Source organism: Streptosporangium sp. NPDC002524 (assembly GCF_040295985.1).
Lineage (GTDB): Bacteria > Actinomycetota > Actinomycetes > Streptosporangiales > Streptosporangiaceae > Streptosporangium.
This window is the reverse complement of sequence record NZ_JBEOWK010000009.1, coordinates 149,369-167,422: the sequence shown is the minus strand read 5'-3', so window position 1 is coordinate 167,422 and position 18,054 is coordinate 149,369. Positions and strand designations below refer to the sequence as shown.

The 18,054-nt window shown below is 72.4% G+C and carries 11 protein-coding genes; 9 read left to right on the top strand and 2 right to left on the bottom strand.

Features of this window, described 5'->3' with window-relative positions; all coding sequences use genetic code 11:
* Positions 1-18: 18 nt before the first annotated feature.
* From ABT053_RS17965 to ABT053_RS17930, 8 genes are all read left to right on the top strand, one after another.
* Complete coding sequence (locus tag ABT053_RS17965) at positions 19-6,402, top strand: SDR family NAD(P)-dependent oxidoreductase (protein ID WP_350970164.1); 6,384 nt, start codon at positions 19-21, stop codon at positions 6,400-6,402.
* Entirely contained in the window at positions 6,399-7,175 is a 777-nt protein-coding gene (locus ABT053_RS17960) for an SDR family NAD(P)-dependent oxidoreductase (RefSeq protein ID WP_350970163.1), read from the top strand. Before ABT053_RS17965 ends, ABT053_RS17960 begins: the two co-directional genes overlap by 4 nt.
* Before the next feature lie 75 nt (positions 7,176-7,250).
* Positions 7,251-7,694: an ester cyclase gene (locus ABT053_RS17955; protein ID WP_350970162.1), complete on the top strand. Its 444-nt coding sequence runs from the start codon at positions 7,251-7,253 to the stop codon at positions 7,692-7,694.
* A 14-nt stretch (positions 7,695-7,708) separates the two neighbouring features.
* Entirely contained in the window at positions 7,709-8,119 is a 411-nt protein-coding gene (locus ABT053_RS17950; protein WP_350970161.1) for a nuclear transport factor 2 family protein, read from the top strand.
* Between the two features lie 239 nt (positions 8,120-8,358).
* Positions 8,359-10,017 carry an ABC transporter substrate-binding protein gene (locus tag ABT053_RS17945; protein WP_350970160.1) on the top strand — a complete coding sequence of 553 codons (1,659 nt, stop codon included), beginning with the start codon at positions 8,359-8,361 and terminating at the stop codon, positions 10,015-10,017.
* A 74-nt stretch (positions 10,018-10,091) separates the two neighbouring features.
* Complete coding sequence (locus ABT053_RS17940; RefSeq protein ID WP_350970159.1) at positions 10,092-11,012, top strand: ABC transporter permease; 921 nt, start codon at positions 10,092-10,094, stop codon at positions 11,010-11,012.
* A 4-nt stretch (positions 11,013-11,016) separates the two neighbouring features.
* Positions 11,017-11,895 (top strand): ABC transporter permease, encoded by an 879-nt coding sequence (locus ABT053_RS17935; protein ID WP_350970158.1) that lies wholly within the window; start codon positions 11,017-11,019, stop codon positions 11,893-11,895.
* 118 nt (positions 11,896-12,013) lie between these two features.
* The gene (locus tag ABT053_RS17930) at positions 12,014-13,876 is read left to right on the top strand and encodes an ABC transporter ATP-binding protein (RefSeq protein ID WP_350970157.1); all 1,863 of its coding nucleotides are present in this window, start codon (positions 12,014-12,016) and stop codon (positions 13,874-13,876) included.
* Between the two features lie 289 nt (positions 13,877-14,165).
* Here ABT053_RS17930 and ABT053_RS17925 read toward each other — a convergent pair whose 3' ends face one another.
* The gene (locus tag ABT053_RS17925) at positions 14,166-15,041 is read right to left on the bottom strand and encodes a hypothetical protein (RefSeq protein ID WP_350970156.1); all 876 of its coding nucleotides are present in this window, start codon (positions 15,039-15,041) and stop codon (positions 14,166-14,168) included.
* 318 nt (positions 15,042-15,359) lie between these two features.
* Entirely contained in the window at positions 15,360-17,006 is a 1,647-nt protein-coding gene (locus ABT053_RS17920) for an ABC-F family ATP-binding cassette domain-containing protein (RefSeq protein WP_350970155.1), read from the bottom strand.
* Positions 17,007-17,150: 144 nt separating this feature from the next.
* On the opposite strand from ABT053_RS17920, the gene ABT053_RS17915 reads away from it, so the two are divergent.
* The gene (locus ABT053_RS17915) at positions 17,151-17,945 is read left to right on the top strand and encodes a TetR/AcrR family transcriptional regulator (RefSeq protein ID WP_350970154.1); all 795 of its coding nucleotides are present in this window, start codon (positions 17,151-17,153) and stop codon (positions 17,943-17,945) included.
* The last annotated feature ends 109 nt before the right edge of the window (positions 17,946-18,054 follow it).

Genomic DNA, 18,054 nt, shown 5'->3' with positions numbered 1-18,054 from the left:
CTGAGGAGCACATCCGCCATGGCCGACGAGAAACTTCGCGAATACCTGAAACGCGCGATCGCCGACGTCCAGAACCTGCGAGGCCGCCTCCACGAGGTCGAGTCGGGACGCAGGGAGCCGATCGCGATCGTCGGGATGGCGTGCCGCTTCCCCGGTGGTGTGAACTCGCCGCGGGATCTGTGGGACCTGGTCGCCGAGGGGCGGGACGCGGTGTCGGAGTTCCCGTCCGACCGGGGCTGGGACCTGGAGGGCCTGTACGACCCCGACCCGGACCACCCCGGCACGTCGTACACCCGGCACGGCGGGTTCCTGAGCGATGTCGCGGGCTTCGACGCGGAGTTCTTCGGGATCTCGCCGCGTGAGGCGCTGGCGACCGACCCGCAGCAGCGGCTGCTCCTGGAGAGCGCCTGGGAGGCGTTCGAGCACGCCGGAATCGACCCGGCTCCGCTCCGGGGGAGCCGGACGGCGGTGTTCGCGGGGCTCGCGGGCGGCGACTACGGCGCCGGTCCCGGCGCGCCCGAGGAGTTGGAAGGTCACCTGGGCATCGGCACGCTGCGCAGCGTGGCGTCGGGGCGGATCGCGTACTCGTTCGGGTTCGAGGGTCCCGCTGTCACGGTGGACACGGCGTGTTCGTCGTCGCTGGTGGCGTTGCATCTGGCGGTGCAGTCGCTGCGTGCGGGCGAGTCCGACCTGGCTTTGGCCGGAGGCGTCTCGGTGATGGCGTCGCCGCAGGGGTTCGTGGAGTTCTCCCGCCAGCGCGGCCTGTCGGTGGACGGCCGCTGCAAGGCGTTCGCCCAGGCGGCGGACGGCACGAGCTGGGCCGAGGGTGTCGGTTTCCTGTTGGTGGAGCGGTTGTCGGACGCGCGGCGGCTGGGTCATGAGGTGCTGGCTGTTGTCCGGGGTTCGGCGGTGAATCAGGACGGTGCTTCGAACGGTTTGACGGCTCCGAATGGTCCGTCGCAGCAGCGGGTGATCCGTCAGGCGTTGGCGGGTGCGGGGTTGTCGGCGTCGGAGGTGGACCTGGTCGAGGCGCACGGTACCGGTACGACGCTGGGTGACCCGATCGAGGCGCAGGCGATCATCGCGACGTACGGGCAGGGGCGGCCGGTCGATCGGCCGTTGTGGTTGGGGTCGTTGAAGTCGAACATCGGTCATGCGCAGGCGGCGGCCGGGGTGGGGGGTGTGATCAAGCTTGTTCAGGCGATTCGGTATGGGGTGTTGCCCAGGACGTTGCATGTGGACGAGCCGTCGGCGCACGTGGACTGGTCGGCCGGTTCGGTCGAGCTGCTGACCGAGGCGCGGGAGTGGCCGGACACGGGCGTGCCACGTCGGGCGGGGGTGTCGGCGTTCGGGGTGAGCGGCACCAACGCCCACGTGATCATCGAGCAGGCCCCGGAGGAGCCTGTTCCGGCTGTTTCCGGTTCTGTGCCGGCCGGGGTGGTGCCGTGGGTGGTGTCGGGTCGGTCGGTGGCGGGGTTGCGGGGTCAGGCGGCTCGGCTGGCCGAGTTCGTGAAGGCCGATCCTCGTCTCGATGTGGGGGATGTGGGGTATTCGCTGGCGCGTGGTCGGGGGGTGCTGGAGGAGCGGGCGGTGGTCGTGGCCGCTGATGTCGCGGATCTGGTCGCGGGGTTGGAGGCGTTGGCGGCGGGCGAACCGTCGGCAGGGGTGGCCCAGGGTCGGGCCGGGGGTGGGCTGGCGTTCCTGTTCACCGGTCAGGGCAGTCAGCGCGAGGGGATGGGTCGGGAACTGTATGGGCGGTTCCCGGTGTTCGCGGCTGCGTTCGATGAGGTGGTCGCCGAGCTGGATCGTCACCTGGATGGGGTCTCTGTCCGGGAGGTGGTGTTCGGCGAGACCGGGTTGCTGGATCGGACGGTGTTCACCCAGTCGGGGTTGTTCGCGGTGCAGGTGGGGTTGTTCCGTCTGCTGGAGTCGTGGGGTGTTGCCCCTGACCACCTGGCCGGTCATTCGATCGGGGAGGTGTCGGGGGCTTATCTGGCCGGGGTGTGGTCGCTGGAGGATGCGGCGAAGGTGGTGGCGGCTCGTGGTCGGTTGATGCAGGGGTTGCCTGCCGGCGGGGCGATGGCCGCGATCGAGGCCGGTGAGCACGAGGTTCTGGACGCGCTGGCGGGTCTGGACGAGGCGGATGGGCCGGATGCCTCTCATGCCTGGCCGGGCCGGGTGGGGATCGCTGCGGTGAACGGTCCGTCTGCGGTGGTGGTCTCGGGGGACGAAGACCTCGTCTCGACCGTGGCGGATGGGTTCGTCCGGCAGGGGCGGCGGGTTCGGCGGTTGACGGTGAGTCACGCGTTTCACTCGGCGCGGATGGAGCCGATGCTCGACGACTTCCGCCAGGTCCTGGAGAAGGTGACGTTCAACGAGCCGCGGATCCCGCTGGTGTCGACGTTGACCGGGCGGCTCGCGACGGGGCAGGAGCTCAGGGATCCGGAGTATTGGGTGCGGCAAGTTCGGGAGCCGGTCCGGTTCGCCGACGCGGTGAGCGCCCTGGACGCGGCCGGGGTGACGACGTTCCTGGAGCTGGGCCCCGATGGGGTGCTGTCGGCCATGGCTCGGCAGTCCCTTCCCGATTCGCGGGTGGTGGTGCCGGTGTTGCGCAAGGACCGGCCCGAGGAGGTGACCGCGCTCCTGGCCCTCGGACAGGCCCACGTCCACGGCAGCCCGATCGACTGGGAGACGGTCTTCCCCGGCGCGAACAGGGTCGACCTGCCCACCTACGCCTTCCAGCATCGGCGTTACTGGCTCGACCCCGTGTCGCCGGGAGCGGGAGACGTGTCCGGTCTGGGGCTGGCCCCCGCGAATCATCCGCTGCTGGGCGCCACGGTGGCGTTCGCCGACGCCGACGCGACCCTGCTGGCGGGACGGCTCTCGCTGCGGACCCATCCCTGGCTGGCCGACCACGCGGTCATGGGCACCGTCATCGTGCCGGGCACCGCGCTCGTGGAGCTCGCCATCCGGGCCGGTGACGAGGTCGGTCTCGACACCCTGGACGAGCTGGTGATCGAGGCACCCCTCGTGGTCCCCGAACGCGGGGCCGTGCACGTCCAGGTGGCCGTGGGAGCGACCGGCCGTGAGAGCCCGCTCGATCACGCGATCCGCCGCCCCGTGGCCGTGTACTCGCGTCCCGCCGAGGCCGGGGGAGAGGCGGAATGGACGCGGCACGCCGCCGGGTTCCTCACCACACCGTCCCGCGAGGAGGAGAAGGCCCCGCTGGAGGTGTGGCCGCCCGACGGCGCGGTACCCGTCGAGATCGACGACGTCTACCCGGTACTCGCCGAGGCGGGGCTGTCGTACGGGCCCGCCTTCCAGGGGTTGAGAGCGGCCTGGCGCGCGGAGAACGCGTTCTTCGCCGAGGTCGAGCTCCCCGACCCGCAGCGGGCGGACGCCGGGCTGTTCGGGGTCCATCCCGCCCTGCTCGACGCGGCGCTGCACATCGCGGCCCACCACGGGCTGCGCGACAGCCCGCCCGGCCAGAACCGCCTGCCCTTCGCCTACAGCGGCGTACGGCTGCACGCCTCGGGGGCGGCGGCGCTGCGCGTCCGGTTGACGCTGCACAGCGAGGACGAGCTGTCCCTGTACGCCGCCGACGCCTCGGGGGCCCCGGTGGCGAGCGTCGAGTCCCTCAGGGCCCGGCTGATCTCGGCCGGGCAGCTCCGGGCCGTCCGGCCCGCCGAGCGCGACGCGCTGTTCCAGGTGACCTGGGCGGAGACGGACACCGCGACCCCCGGGGCGGGCCGGGAAACCGATGTCGTCCTCGTCTCGGGAACGGAGTTCGAGCCCGCCGACCCGTCCGTCGCCGCGCACGACCAGGTGAACCGGGTGCTCGGCCTGTTGCAGGAGTGGCTCTCTCGAAGCCCCGAAGACCCCGAGCGGCCGGAGTCGTCGCGGCTCGTCGTCGTGACCCGAGACGCGGTCTCCACGTCCGCGGAAGAGAGCCCCGATCCCGCGACGGCGCCGATCTGGGGACTGGTCGGATCGGCCCAGGCCGAGCATCCCGGCCGGATCGTCGTCGTCGACGTCACGGACGTCTCACCGGATGCCGTACGGGAGGCGGTGGCCGCCGCCCTCGGCTCCGGTGAACCGCGGGTGGCCGTACGGAACGGGAAGGTGCTCGTCCCCCGGCTCGCCCGCGTGGCCGCGTCCGAGGGCGAAGGGCGGGAATGGGACCCCGAGGGGACCGTACTGATCACCGGCGGCACGGGTGCCCTGGCGGGCGAGCTCGCCCGGCACCTGGTGGCCGTACGCGGAGTCCGTCATCTGGTGCTCGTGGGCAGGCGGGGCCTGCGGGCTCCCGGGGTCGCCGAGCTCGTCGGGGAACTGACCGGGTTCGGCGCGCGGGTCATCGTCGCGGCGGCCGACGCCGCCGACCGGGACGCCCTCGCCGAGGTGCTGGCCGCGATCCCGGAGGCGCATCCGCTGACGGCGGTCGTGCACACCTCCGGTGTCGTCGACGACGGCGTGGTCACCTCGCTCACACCGGACCGCGTCGACGCCGTGCTGCGGCCCAAGGTCGACGCCGCCTGGAACCTGCACGAGCTGACCCGCGACCACGACCTGGCCGCCTTCGTCCTCTACTCGTCCGTCGCGGGGATCCTCGGCGGGCCTGGGCAGGGGAGTTACGCGGCGGCCAACACCTTCCTGGACGCGCTGGCCGCGCACCGCAGGGTCCTCGGGCTGCCCGCGCTGTCACTGGCCTGGGGCATGTGGGCGCGGCCGAGCGGTGTCACCGCGCACCTGACCGACGCCGACCGCGCCCGCGCGGCGCGCGCCGGGGTCCGCCCCCTGACCACCGCCGACGGGCTGGCCCTGTTCGAGGCGGCGCTGCGGTTCGACCCCGCTCCCACCCCCGGCACCCCCACCTCCTCCGGTCCCGCGCTGCTCGTCCCCGCACCGCTGGACCTCGCCGCTCTGCGGGCGGGCGGAGCGCAGCCGCCCCCGCTGCTGCGCGGCCTGGTCAGGCCACAGCGGCGAGCGGCCAGGACCTCCTCGGCGACCGGTCCCGCGCTGGCGTACCGTCTGGCGAGGCTGCCCGAGGAGCAGCGGGCGGGGGCCGTGCTCGACGTGGTCACGGCGGAGGTGGCGGCGGTCCTGGGCACGTCGGCCGGGTCCGTCGCGCCGGAACGCCCGTTCAACGACCTCGGCCTGGACTCGCTCACCGCCGTCGAGCTGCGCAACCGGCTCGACGCGCTGACCGGCCTGCGGCTGCCCGCGACGGTCACGTTCGACCATCCCACGCCCGAGGCGCTCACCGGCTACCTGCTGCCCGAACTCGCGAACGTCATCAAACCGGGCGAGTCCGGCGAACCTGTCGGTTCCGCCGGTTCCACGGGTTCCACGGGTTCCACGGGTTCCGCGAGGGGCGAGGGGGCCGGGGCGGTACGGCAGGGGCCGCTGTCCGACCTCTACCGCCAGTTGTGCGGCCGAGGCGAGTTCGCCGCCGCGGCCGAGCTGATCGGTGTGGTCTCCCACCTGCGGTCGAGCTTCGGACCGGCGGAGGCCGCCGAGCACGCCGTCGCGCCGATCCGGCTGGCCTCCGGCGACGCGCCGGTCTCGCTGATCTGCTTCCCCGCCGTCAGCGCCATCTCCGGCCCGCACGAGTACGCCCGCTTCGGCCACGCCATGCGCGGTGAGCGGGACGTCCACGTGGTGCCCTCACCCGGGTACGCGCCGGACGACCTCCTCCCGGACAGTGAGGAGACGTTCGTCCGGATGCACGCCGACGCCGTGGAGAAGCTGATCGGAGACGGCCCGTTCGTGATCCTCGGCCGGTCCATGGGCGGCTGCGTCGCGCACTCGGTGGCGGCCGAGCTGGAGAACCGGGGCACCCCGGCGGCCGGGCTGGTGCTGATCGACTCCTACCCGATCGAGAGCCCGACGCTGGAGGGCATGCGGGACTGGTGGCTCGCCGCGATGCTCACCGGGATGGTGGAGCGCATCGAGCGCTACCGGATGGTCTGGAGCGACGCGAGCCTCACCACCATGGGCGCGTACGGCCGGATCCTGGCCGGTTGGCAGCCCAAGCCGATCGACGCCAGGACCCTGGTCGTCCGGGCGCGGGAACCGCTGCGCGGAACCGTCGTGGACCCCACGGGACGGTTCGACTGGCGGGCCTTCTGGCCGTTGCCGCACGAGACCGCCGACGTGCCCGGCGACCATTTCACCGTGCTCGAAGAGCACTCGGAGACGACGGTGGCGGCGGTCCGCGAGTGGATCGACGCGCTCGTCCCGTCCGGGAAATCCACGGAGCCGGCGGAGCCCACGGATTCCACGAACTCCACGGGCTCCACGAATTCCACCGATCCAACAGAACCCACCGATTCCACAGAATCCACCGAGTCCACAGAACCCACAGAACCCACAGAACCCACAGAGAAGAGGGGCGCATGAGTGTTCAGGTCGTGGTCGTCACCGGTGCCGCGTCCGGCATCGGAAGAGCGACCGCGGAGCTGTTCGCCGACAGGGGAGCCAAGGTCGTCGCCGTCGACGTGGCGAGGGAGGGGCTGGAGAAGCTCTCCGCCGTTCACGGCGTCGTCCCGCTCGTCGGCGACGTGTCCACGGAGGAGACCAACGCCGCCATGGTCGACCTCGCCGTCCGCGAGTTCGGGAGGCTGGACGCGGTCGTGCTCAACGCCGGAATCGGCGGCGCCGGACCCCTGGAGTCACCGGGCGCCATCGACCGCTTTGACCGGATCCTCGCTGTCAACGTACGAGGCGTGGCGCTGGGCATCCGGGCCTCGCTGCCGGCCCTGCGGGCGGCGGGCGGCGGCTCGATCGTGGCGACCTCGTCGGTCTCGGGGCTCGGCGGCGACCCGGCCACCTGGGCGTACAACGCGGCCAAGGCGGCGGTGATCAACCTGGTGCGCGGCGCGGCGATCGACTACGCGATCGAGAACATCAGGGTCAACGCCATCGCGCCCGGGGGGACGGCGACCGCGATGACCGCGGGCGTGCTCTCACACCCGACGCTCGGCCCGGCCGTGACCGGCCGCATCCCGCAGCGACGCTGGGCGGATCCGCGCGAGCAGGCCGAGGTCATCTGGTTCCTGGCCTCGCCCGCGGCGTCGTACGTCACCGGCGTCACCGTCCCCGTCGACGGCGGCCTCAGCGCCAACAACGGCATCCTCCTCCCGCCCGCCTTCCCGGGCGACGCCCCCAGATAAGACGCCTCGGATAAGACGCCTCCAGACAAGACGCGCCCGACCCGGACAAGACGCACCCAGACAAGGAGTCCCGTGATGAGCACGGAAACGAACACCGGCACGAGCCCCCGTACGGACACGGAGGCGAACAAGGAGGTCGCCCGGCGCCTCTACGAGGAGCTGATCACCCTGCGGCGCCCGGAGCTGCTGGAGGAGATCATCGCCGAGGACGCCGTCGACGAGACGGTGCCGCCCGGAGCCGGGCCCGGTGGCAGGGAGGACTTCCGCGCTCACATCCAGGGCGTCTGGGAGACCGTCGAGGACGTCAAGGCGACCGTCACCGACCTGATCGCGGAAGGCGACCGGGTGGTGGTCTTCTGGCGGATCGAGGGCGTGCACCGCGCCCCGCTGTTCGGCGCCCCCGCGAGCGGGCGGCATTTCATCGGAAACAGCGTCAGCCGGATAACGTTCAGGGACGGGAAGATCGTACGGTACAACGTTCTCCCGGACCGTCTCGGTATCCTCCAGCAGATTTCCTGAGCGGGCGGCGAGAAATGGATGAATTGTCACTGGAGGATGTCTCCGGAATTCGCGGGACGCTCGCGTTGTTCTCCCACGTCTTCGACAACGCGGAGGTCGCCGACCTCGGCAGGGTGTTCACCGGCGACGCGGTGATCGAGCTGAGGAGGGGGGCGGGGCGTGTCGTGCGCGGGCTGCCCGCCATCGGGGAGTTCGCGCTGAGCCTGCGTCCGCACGGGCCTGACCACCAGACTCTCGACTCGCACATCTTCGTGGACGGCGAGGGCGTCGTCCGTGCGCGGAGCCGCTATCTCGCGGTTCTTCCCGACGGGAGCGTGCACAACGGCGACTACCTCGACGTCCTGCAGCGCACGCCGGAGGGGTGGCGCATCGAGCTGCGCGTGTCCGTTCCCCGGTATCCGCTGGCCGAAGGAGTTTTCCGCTAGGGGTTGACAGGGGTGTTTCCACCGCGACCCCCGGTTTAACCTTTCGGCGAAAGTGAATTCCCTTCATTCTGGTATCAACCCGCCGGAGCGGTGAAATGCACGTGCGCAGAATATTCGGGCTGTCGCGAACCGGAACGCGAACCGAATCGCAATCCGGAATGCGAACCGGATCACGAGCCGGAACGCGAGTCGGAACGCGAGCCGAATCGCGAGTCGGAACGCGGGCCGGCATCGGAGTGATGGCGAGCGCCGTGCTCCTGCTGGCGGCCTGCGGTTCCCCCGCCGCCTCCTCCGGCGGTACGAACGAGGCGGGCGGCGGGAGCGGTGGGAGCGGCTCGGTGGCGGAGGCTCCCGTCAAGGGAGGGTCGCTGACCTTCGCGGCCGACACCGAGCCGGTCTCCTTCGACATCCACGTCAGCTCGCAGGACATCACGGGGGCGATCCTCCGCAACGTCTTCGACTCGCTGGTCGCCGAGGACGCCTCCGGTAAGTTCCACCCGTGGCTCGCCGAGTCGTGGGAGGTGGCGCCCGACCTGAAGAGTTACACCTTCCGGCTGCGCAAGGGGGTCACGTTCCACGACGGCACCCCCTTCGACGCCGAGGCGGTGAAGGTCAACTTCGACCGCATCGCCGACCCCGCGACCAAGTCGCAGCTCGCCTCCAACCTCCTGGGCCCGTACACCGGGACCACGGTCGTCGACCCGCTCACGGTGAAGGTCGGGTTCTCCGCGCCCTTCGCCCCGTTCCTGCAGGCCGCCAGCACGGCCTACCTCGGCTTCTACTCGCCGAAGACGATCGCGGCCAACGCGGCCACGCTCGGCTCGGGCGGGCCGGTCGGCGTCGGTACGGGACCGTTCGTGTTCACCGGCTACACCAAGGGCCAGGAGGCGGTCCTGACCAGGAACACCGCCTACGCCTGGGCGCCGAAGACCGGCGGCCACACCGGGCCCGCCTACCTCGACAAGCTGACCGTGCGCTTCCTGCCGGAGGCCTCGGTCCGGGTCGGCTCGCTGAACAGCCGCCAGATCGACGTCGCCGCCGCGATCCCCCCGGCCAACGCGAAGGCCGTCGAGGCCAACGCCAACCTCGCACTCCTCAAGACCGACTATCCAGGAGGCAACTACAGCATCTACCTGAACACCTCCAAACCTCCCCTCAACGACGAGAAGGTCCGCAAGGCCCTCCAGCGGGGAATCGACGTCGAGACCAACGTCAAGGCGCTCTACTTCGGCCAGTTCAAGAGAGCGTGGAGCCCGCTGGCGCCGACCACCCCCGGCTACAACGCGGCGCTGGAGAACAGCTGGCCCTACGACCAGGCGCTGGCCGGAAAGCTGCTCGACGAGGCCGGCTGGACCGGCCGGGACGCGGACGGCTACCGCACCAAGGACGGCAAGCGCCTCGTCGTCGACTGGCCGCTGCTGCCCGCCCAGTACGTGCGCGACCAGCGCGACATCCTCGGCCAGGCCTTCCAGGCCGACCTCAAGAAGATCGGCGTCGAGGTCGTCCGCCCCCAGGCCGACATCGGCACCTACCTCGACCGGGTCTACGGCGGCAAGGCCGACATGGCCGACTACAGCTGGTCGCGCTTCGAGCCGGACGTGCTGTGGCTCCTGTTCAACGGCGCCAGCAAGCCCCAGAAGGGCGGCCAGAACGCCACGTTCCTCGACGACCGCGACCTGACCGCGTGGACCGACCAGGGCCGGGCCACCCTCGACGAAACTGTCAGGAAGGACGTGTACGGCAAGACCCAGCAGCGCGCCGTCGACCTCGCGCTGGTGATCCCCGTCTACACCCAGTCGCAGGTGCTCGGCCTGGGCAAGCAGGTGCGCGGGCTCACGCTCGACGCCAACGCCTGGCCGCTGTTCTACGACGTGTGGCTCGCCAAGACGGCACAGTGACCACTCCTACAGAGAAAACCGGTCCTACAGAGAAAACCGGAAAAGTCAGGAGGAGCGGGCGGGGCGGCGGCCCGGTGAGAACGCTCGCCGGGCGGCTGGTGGCAGGGCTCGCGGTGCTCTACGGCGCCGCGACCCTCGCCTTCGTCGCCCTCCAGCTCATCCCCGGAGACCCCGTCGCGACCCTGCTGGGACCGGCCACCACCGCGTCGGAGGAGGTCAGGGAGCGCATCAGGACCGAGTTCGGGTTCGACCGTCCGGTGCTCCTGCAGTATCTCGGCTACCTGGGCAGGGTCGTCACCGGCGACCTGGGCTCGTCGTATCAGCTCCAGCGGCCGGTCCGGCAGCTGATCGGCGACCAGCTCGGCGCCACCGTGCAGCTCGCCGTCGCCGCGATCGCCCTCGCCGTCCTGATCGCCCTGGTGTCGGCGGTGACGACGGCCGGGCGGCGTCGCGGGGTGCGGGCCGCGGCGACGGCCTGGGAGCTGGTGGCGGTCTCGCTGCCCTCGTACTGGCTGGGCATCCTGCTGCTGACCGCGTTCTCCTTCCAGCTCCAGCTCTTTCCCGTCGTCGGCGCGCAGGACCTGGCGGCGCTGGTGCTGCCCGCGCTCACGCTGGCCCTGCCGATCGCCGGTGTCCTCGCGCAGGTGCTGCGCGAGGGGCTGGAGGCCGCGCTGGCGCAGCCGTTCGCGGTCACCGCCAGGGCGCGGGGGCTGAGCCAGACGGCGGTCCGGCTGCGTCACGCGCTCCGGCACGCGGCGATACCGCTCGCCACCCTCACCGGGTGGCTCGTCGGGACGCTGCTCGGCGGCGCGGTGCTGGTGGAGACGGTCTTCGGCCGGTCGGGCATCGGCGCGCTCACCCTGCAGGCGGTGGGCAACAAGGACATGCCGGTGGTGATGGGCGTGGTGCTGCTGTCGGCCTTCGTGTTCGTCCTCATCTCCACCGCCGTCGACCTCCTGTACGCGGTCATCGACCCGCGGCTGCGGGCCGGGTGATCGCGTGACCGTGCTCCCCGGCCTTCCCGGACTCCCCGGCCGCGCCCTCGCCCGTCCCCCCGCCCGCTCGCGGTTCGCCGTCCGGCGCTGGTCGCCGGTGGCCGCCTGGGCCGTGCTCGTCCCGATCCTGGTGGCCGCCGTCGTACCGGAGGCGCTGACCGCGTCCTCGCCGATCACCATCGATCCCGTGAACGCCCTGCTGCCGCCCGGTGGCGAGCACTGGTTCGGCACCGACCAGCTCGGCCGTGACCTGTTCACCCGGGTCGTGCACGGCGCGCGGCCGTCGCTACTCCTCGGGCTGGGCGCGACCTGCCTCGCCGTCGCCGGGGGAGCGGTGTTCGGCCTCGCCGCCGCGCTGGGCGGGCGGGTGGCGGACCAGGCCGTCATGCGCGTGGCCGACATCCTGCTCTCGCTGCCCCAGCTCCTGGTCGCGCTGCTCGTGATCACCGTACTGGGCGGCGGGACCGCCAACGTGGTGCTCGCCATCGCCATCGCCTTCACCCCCGGGTACGCGCGGATCGTCCGCGCCGAGGCCTTGGTGGTGCGCCGGTCGGGGTACGTCGAGGCGGCCCGAGGGCTCGGGCTGCGGCGATCGACGCTGGTCGCGCGGCACATCCTGCCCAACGCCCTGGGCCCGCTGCTGGTGCTGGCCACCGTCGGCTTCGGCACGGCGCTCATCGCCGGATCCGGGCTGAGCTTCCTCGGCTTCGGCACCCAGCCGCCCGCGCCGGAATGGGGGGCGATGCTCTCGGAGGGCCGTGACTTCCTGGAGACGGCGTGGTGGATCGGGGTGTTCCCCGGGGCGGCCATCACGGCCACGGTGATCGCGGTGAACGTGATCGGCCGCTCCGCCCAGCGCCGCTTCACCAGGAGGACCCCGTGACCGCCTTTCCGTGCCGTCCCGCGCTGTTCCATCGGGAGGGCGGTGCTCGTCTTCCTGCACTGTTCCACCGGGAGGGCACCGTGATCGCCCCCCGGTTCCGTACCGCGAGGAGGACGCCGTGATCGTGGTCGAGGGCCTCGACGTCGTCTTTCACCTCGACGGCGAGCGGATCCACGCGGTACGGGACGTGTCGTTCACGGTCGCGCCCGGCGAGTGCCTGGCCATCGTGGGGGAGTCGGGCTCCGGCAAGAGCGTCACCGCGCGCACGCTCGTCGGCCTGGCCGGGGACCGGGCGTCGGTCAGCGCCCGCGAGCTCACCTTCGAGGGCGAGGACCTGACGACCCTGACCGAGCCGGGCTGGCGCGCGGTCCGGGGCCGCCGGATCGGCCTGGTGCTCCAGGACGCGCTGGTGTCGCTGGACCCGCTCAGGACCGTCGGAGCCGAGGTCGCCGAGACGCTGCGCGTCCACCGGGTCGTGGACCGGGCCGGTGTCGGCGGGCGGGTGCTCTCGCTGCTGGCCGACGCGGGCATCCCCGACGCGGACCGGCGCGCGCGCCAGTACCCGCACGAGCTCTCCGGCGGCCTCCGGCAGCGGGCGCTCATCGCGTCCGTGCTCGCCGCCGGGCCGCGCCTGCTCGTGGCCGACGAACCCACCACCGCGCTGGACGTCACCGTGCAGGCGCAGATCCTCGCGCTGCTGCGCGGGCTGAAGGAGAGCGGCACCGCCCTCCTGCTGATCAGCCACGACCTGGCCGTCGTGGCCGAACTCGCCGACCGGATCGCCGTCATGTACGACGGGCTCGTCGTCGAGGAGGGCCCCGCCGCCCGGGTCCTCGGCGACCCCCGGCACCCGTACACCCGGGCGCTCATCGCCGCCGTGCCCGCCGCCCACGCGAAGGGCACGCCGCTGTCGGCCGTGGCGGCGGCCCGGCCCGCACCGGGCCCGGACGGGTGTCCGTACGCCGCCCGCTGCGCGCACGCCGACCAGCAGTGCCGCGACAAGCTCCCCGACCCGGTCGAGGTCGGGCCGGTGAGGTCTGGGCCGGTGAGGGCCGGGGCGGTGGGGGGCGGGTCGGGCGGGGCCGGGCCGGTGGAGGTCGGGGGCGGACATCGGGCGCTGTGCTGGTATCCCGAGTCACGCGACCCCGAGCCCGTCAGGGTCGGCGTGACGCGAGAAGAACCCCGCGCGAAGGAGGGGGCCGTGGTGCTCGCGGCCGAAGGCGTCTCCAAGCGGTTCCGCACCCCGGACGGGGGCTGGCACGACGCGGTCAGGGAGGTGTCGTTCCAGCTCAGGGCGGGGGAGACGCTGGGCGTGGTCGGCGAGTCCGGATCGGGCAAGACGACGGCCGCCCGCATCGCGCTCGGCCTGCTGGAACCCGACGAGGGCGTCGTACGGCTCGGCGGCGAGCCGTGGAGCGGCGTGCCCGAGCGCGTGCGCAGGACGAGGCGGCGCCGGATCCAGGCCGTCTACCAGGATCCGCTCGGCTCGTTCGACCCCCGCCACACGGTCGGCCGCGTCGTCGGCGAGGCGGTGGCCCTGACCGGGGCCCGGCGCGAGGAGCGCCGCCGCCGGGTCGCCGAGCTGCTCGACCAGGTCGGGCTGCCGGTGACGACGCTGGGACGGTATCCGCGCGAGCTGTCCGGCGGCCAGCGGCAGCGGGTCGCCATCGCCCGCGCGCTGGCCCCGTCCCCCGAGGTGATCGTCTGCGACGAGCCGGTTTCGGCGCTCGACGTCTCGATCCAGGCGCAGATCCTCGACCTGCTCGCCGACCTGCGGCGCGACCTGGCGGTGGCCATGCTGTTCATCTCGCACGACCTGGGCGTCATCCACCACGTCAGTGACCGGATCGCGGTGATGAAGGACGGGCGGATCGTCGAGACGGGAGACGTCGCGGACGTCTTCGCGGCCCCCGCCGAGCCGTACACCAGAGAACTGCTCGCCGCGGTTCCCACCCTCGCACCGGAGGGGAACCGACGCTGACGATCACCATCGAGGTAGCGCCGGACCTCCGATCCCCGCTGCTGCGACCGGCCCGGCTGCCGGACGAGGGATCGGCGGTCCCGGCGCGCGAACCCGGCGGCAACGGCGTCACTGCGGCGTACGAATTCGACGGCGGGGGCGTCACCGTGGCGCGCGAATCCGACGGCGGTGGTGTCATCGTGGCGCGTGGCCGGATCGGTGGGTCGCCGGTGTCGGCGTGTGGCCATGACGGACCGGGGAGGCGAGTTCACCGGGACTCTCGCGGTGCCGTGGCCATCGCCGACTCCCGTCAGCTCGACGGCACCCTCCGGTAGGCGCTGAGCACCTGGAGGGCCCGCAGGGTCTCGACCCCCCGGTACTCCAGGCTGGCGGCCGCGCCGGGAGGCTCCCAGGTGATGGCCCATCCTCCGTCGGGCCGCTGGTCGGCCGCCAGCCGGTCGAGGTGGCCCTCGATCACCTCGTCGGAGAACAACCGGCGCCAGCGGCTGTCGGGGTGGGGAGCGAGGTGCAGGGGAGTGATCCCGTACCCCGGATCGGCGGGGTCGCTCCGGTACATCCGCAGCTGAGGGAGCCACTCGCCCACCCGCTCGGCGAGGCGTTCGGCCCGATCGCGATCCGGGACGTGTTCGAGGAACACGAGCGTCTCGGACATGGCGTGCGCGTCGTCGGGGAAGCCCTTCTCCAGGGCCGACCAGCACCAGTCGGTGGCCAGGGTGAGCCACGGATGCTCCACGCCCATCCGGTGCAGCAGCCCGGCCAGCCCGGCGGTCGGGTTCAGCCCCGGCGTGTAGGTCCACTCCGACCAGTGCGCGGCCCTCGGGTAGGCCTCCATGACCGGCAGCGAGAGCGGCACCGCCCCGTCGGACGTGGCGACCGTCGCCAGCCAGTCGCACGCCTCCGGAACCAGCGGGCCGGTCGCCGGCACACCGGCCGCCAGCAGTGTCTGGAACGCGACCTCCACGTCGATGGGCAGGCTGTCGGAGCAGCGCTTGTCGGGTTCGAGACCGTGGCCGAAGCCGCCGTCCGCGTTGCGGTAGCCGCGCAGGGCGTCCACCACCCCGGTGGCGGGCGCCCCCTGGAAGAGGGTGGCGAACAGGCGGCGTTCGAGCAGGCGCCCCTCGCGAAGGATGAAGGCCCGAGCGGTGTCGAGAATGCTGTCACTCATGGTGTCCCATGCTGCTGGACACTCGTCCCGGTTGTCTTGCAGGAATCAGACACCGCCCCCGAGCCCGGATCCGCCCCCAGCGCTGGCCCTGGCTCGTCCAGAACCGATCGGGGCGGGTCGGAGCGGGCAGGGGCCGGGCCCCGAGGGCCGGGCCCCGAGGGTCGGGGCTCGGGGTCGAGACCGGTCACACGTTCGCCGCCGTCGTTCCCGGCCCCGCTGCCGTTCTCGGGCCTGCGGTCGTATCCGGACCCGCTGCCGTCTCCGGGCCCGCTGCCGTTTCCCGGTCCGATGCCGTACGCGGCGGTGGCGGCGGGGCCGTCACTGTGCGCGGCGCGGCCGGTCCGGCTGCCAGAGGGGTTCGCCGGACTCCCGGACCTCCCCGTCGGCGCCGAAGATCAGGAACCGGTCGAAGTCGTCGGCGAACCACCGGTCGTGGGTGACGGCGAGGACGGTGCCGGAGAAGGAGGCGAGGCCGTCCTGGAGGGCCTGCGCGCTGGCCAGGTCGAGGTTGTCGGTCGGCTCGTCGAGCAGCAGCATGGTGGCCCCTGACAGTTCGAGCAGCAGGATCTGCAGGCGTGCCTGCTGGCCGCCGGAGAGGGTCTCGAAGGGCTGGCGGCCGGCCGGGGCGAGCTCGTAGCGGGCGAGGGAGGCCATGGCGTCGTTGAGCGTGAGCGACCCGGCGGCCGTGACGATGTCGGCCGGAGCCCGCCCGGCCAGGTCGGGCCGGGCGTGCGTCTGGACGAAGTGGCCGGGCACGACCCTGGCCCCGAGCTCCACGGTGCCCCGGTGGCGTACCGGCGCGGGCGACCCGGGGGCCGGAGAGAGCGCGCCGCTCCCCGATTCGGCCAGCAGCCGCAGGAAGTGGGACTTGCCGGAACCGTTCGGGCCGAGGATCGCCACCCGCTCCCCGTAGTGGATCTCAAGGTCGAACGGCTCCGTCAGGCCGGTCAGCTCCAGGCCGGTGCAGGTGAGCGCGCGCTTGCCGGTACGGCCACCGCTGAGGCGCATCCGGACGTTCTGCTCCTTGGGCGCGCTCTCGGGCGGGCCCGCCTCCTCGAACCTGCCCAGCCGGGTCTGCGCGGCCCGGTAGGCGGAGGCGACGGAGTCGTTGTTGGTGGCCTTCTGGCGCAGGGTGTGGACCAGCTTCCTGAGGCGGGCGTGCTCCTCGTCCCAGCGGCGGCGGCGTTCGTGCAGGCGCTCGTTGCGGTCGAGGCGGGCCTGGGCGTAGGTGGCGAAGCTCCCGCCGTGGGTCCACACCCCGCGTGACTCCACGGTGATGACGCGGGTGGCCGTGTTGGCGATCAGCCGTCGGTCGTGGGAGACGAGCAGGACGGTCTTGCGGGTGGCCTCCAACTGCTCCTCCAGCCACTGCTTGCCGGAGACGTCCAGGTAGTTGTCGGGCTCGTCGAGCAGCAGGACCTGGTCGGGGCCGCGCAGGAGCGCCTCCAGCGCGAGCCTTTTCTGCTCGCCGCCCGACAGCGTGCCGACGTCACGGCCCGCCACCCGCTCGTATCCGGCACCCATGGCCGAGGTGGTGCAGGCGCTCCAGGTGACCTCGATGTCGTAGCCGCCCGCGTCGGCGTAGTCGCCGAGGGCGCGGGCGTAGGCGAGCTGGGTCTCCTCCAGGTCGCGTTCCCCCATCGCGCGCTCGGCCCGCTCCAGCTCGGCGGTCGCGGCGCGTACGCGTTCCGGGGCGACCGCCAGCAGCAGCTCGCGTACGGTCAGGCCCCCGCGGAGGCCCCCGATGAACTGGCGCATCACGCCGAGCCCGCCGGACGCGGTGATCCGCCCGGAGGAGGGGGAGAGGTCACCGGCGATCAGCCGTATCAGGGTGGTCTTTCCCGCGCCGTTGGGGCCGACCAGTGCCGCGACGACGCCGTCGCCGACGCGGAAGGACACCTCGTTGAGCAGCAGCCGCCCGTCCGGCAGCACGTAGGTCAGCTCGTCGGCCTCGACATGTCCCACGGTGGGGTCCCCTCGAAAGTGGCGGTCCTCTCGCGTTGCCGAGAAACCGCAGCTAGAACATTGGTCATACACTATGAACATTGATCGGACCGTTTCTCAAGCCATTAGGATCTCCGGAGTGGGAGAGACGGGGGTCGGAGGATCGTGAGCGCTACGCCGGGCAGGAGAACGCGGCGCCAGAGCGGTGAGGCGGCGCCGGGGGTGTGGCTGCGCCCCCCGCGCGCGGGCCGGGCCGAGCCGGTCGTCACCCTCGGGCGGATCGTGGCGGCGGCCGTGGAGCTGCTGGACGAGGAGGGGGCCGGCCGGCTGACCATGCGCCGCCTCGCCGAGCGGCTGGAGACGGCCGCGACCACGCTCTACCTGCACGTCGAGACCAAGGACGACGTGCTGGACCTCGCGCTCGACGCCGTGTTCGGCGAGGTGCCCGTCCCGCCGGGAGCCGGGAGCGCGTGGCGCGACGACGCGATGTCCGGGAAGGTACCGCCCGGGAAGGTGTCCGGGAAGGTGGCCGCCCGGCCGGGAGCGGGGTGCGCGTGGCGTGACGACGCCGTCGCCCTGATCACCGGCTGGCGCGCCACCATGCTGCGCCACCCGTGGTCGGTGACGGTGCTGGACCGTCCCCTGCTGGGCCCCAACGCCCTGGCCCGCACCGAGTACCTGCACGCCGTGCTGGCGGGCGCGGGTCTCACCGGTCCCCGTCTGACCGCCGCCGCGTACGCCCTGGCCAACTACGTCATCGGTTCCGCGACGATGCAGGTCGCCGGTGCCGGGTACGGCGAGGCCGAGTGGAAGCGGGCCGCCGACCTGCACGTGCGGACCCGCCGCGAGCTGTATCCGACGCTCGCCGCGCACGGGTCCCCGATCGGCAACGACTGGGACCCGGTGTTCGCCGCCGGGCTGGACTACCTGCTGGACGGCATCGAGTCGCGGATCCGGTGAGGGCGGGTCTCACGCCACAAAGTCGTTAATCTACAATGTAAAGGCATCTGTCCGGATTTAGGATCATTCGACAGACGAACCCCTCAACCCCCTCGACAGCGCCCTCGCG

Excerpts from the sequence above, each read along its gene's own strand:
- ABT053_RS17965 (WP_350970164.1), top strand. The coding sequence starts at position 19 with ATGGCCGACGAGAAACTTCGCGAATACCTGAAACGCGCGATCGCCGAC.
- ABT053_RS17960 (WP_350970163.1), top strand. The coding sequence starts at position 6,399 with ATGAGTGTTCAGGTCGTGGTCGTCACCGGTGCCGCGTCCGGCATCGGA.
- ABT053_RS17955 (WP_350970162.1), top strand. The coding sequence starts at position 7,251 with ATGAGCACGGAAACGAACACCGGCACGAGCCCCCGTACGGACACGGAG.
- ABT053_RS17950 (WP_350970161.1), top strand. The coding sequence starts at position 7,709 with ATGGATGAATTGTCACTGGAGGATGTCTCCGGAATTCGCGGGACGCTC.
- ABT053_RS17945 (WP_350970160.1), top strand. The coding sequence starts at position 8,359 with ATGGCGAGCGCCGTGCTCCTGCTGGCGGCCTGCGGTTCCCCCGCCGCC.
- ABT053_RS17925 (WP_350970156.1), bottom strand. The coding sequence starts at position 15,041 with ATGAGTGACAGCATTCTCGACACCGCTCGGGCCTTCATCCTTCGCGAG.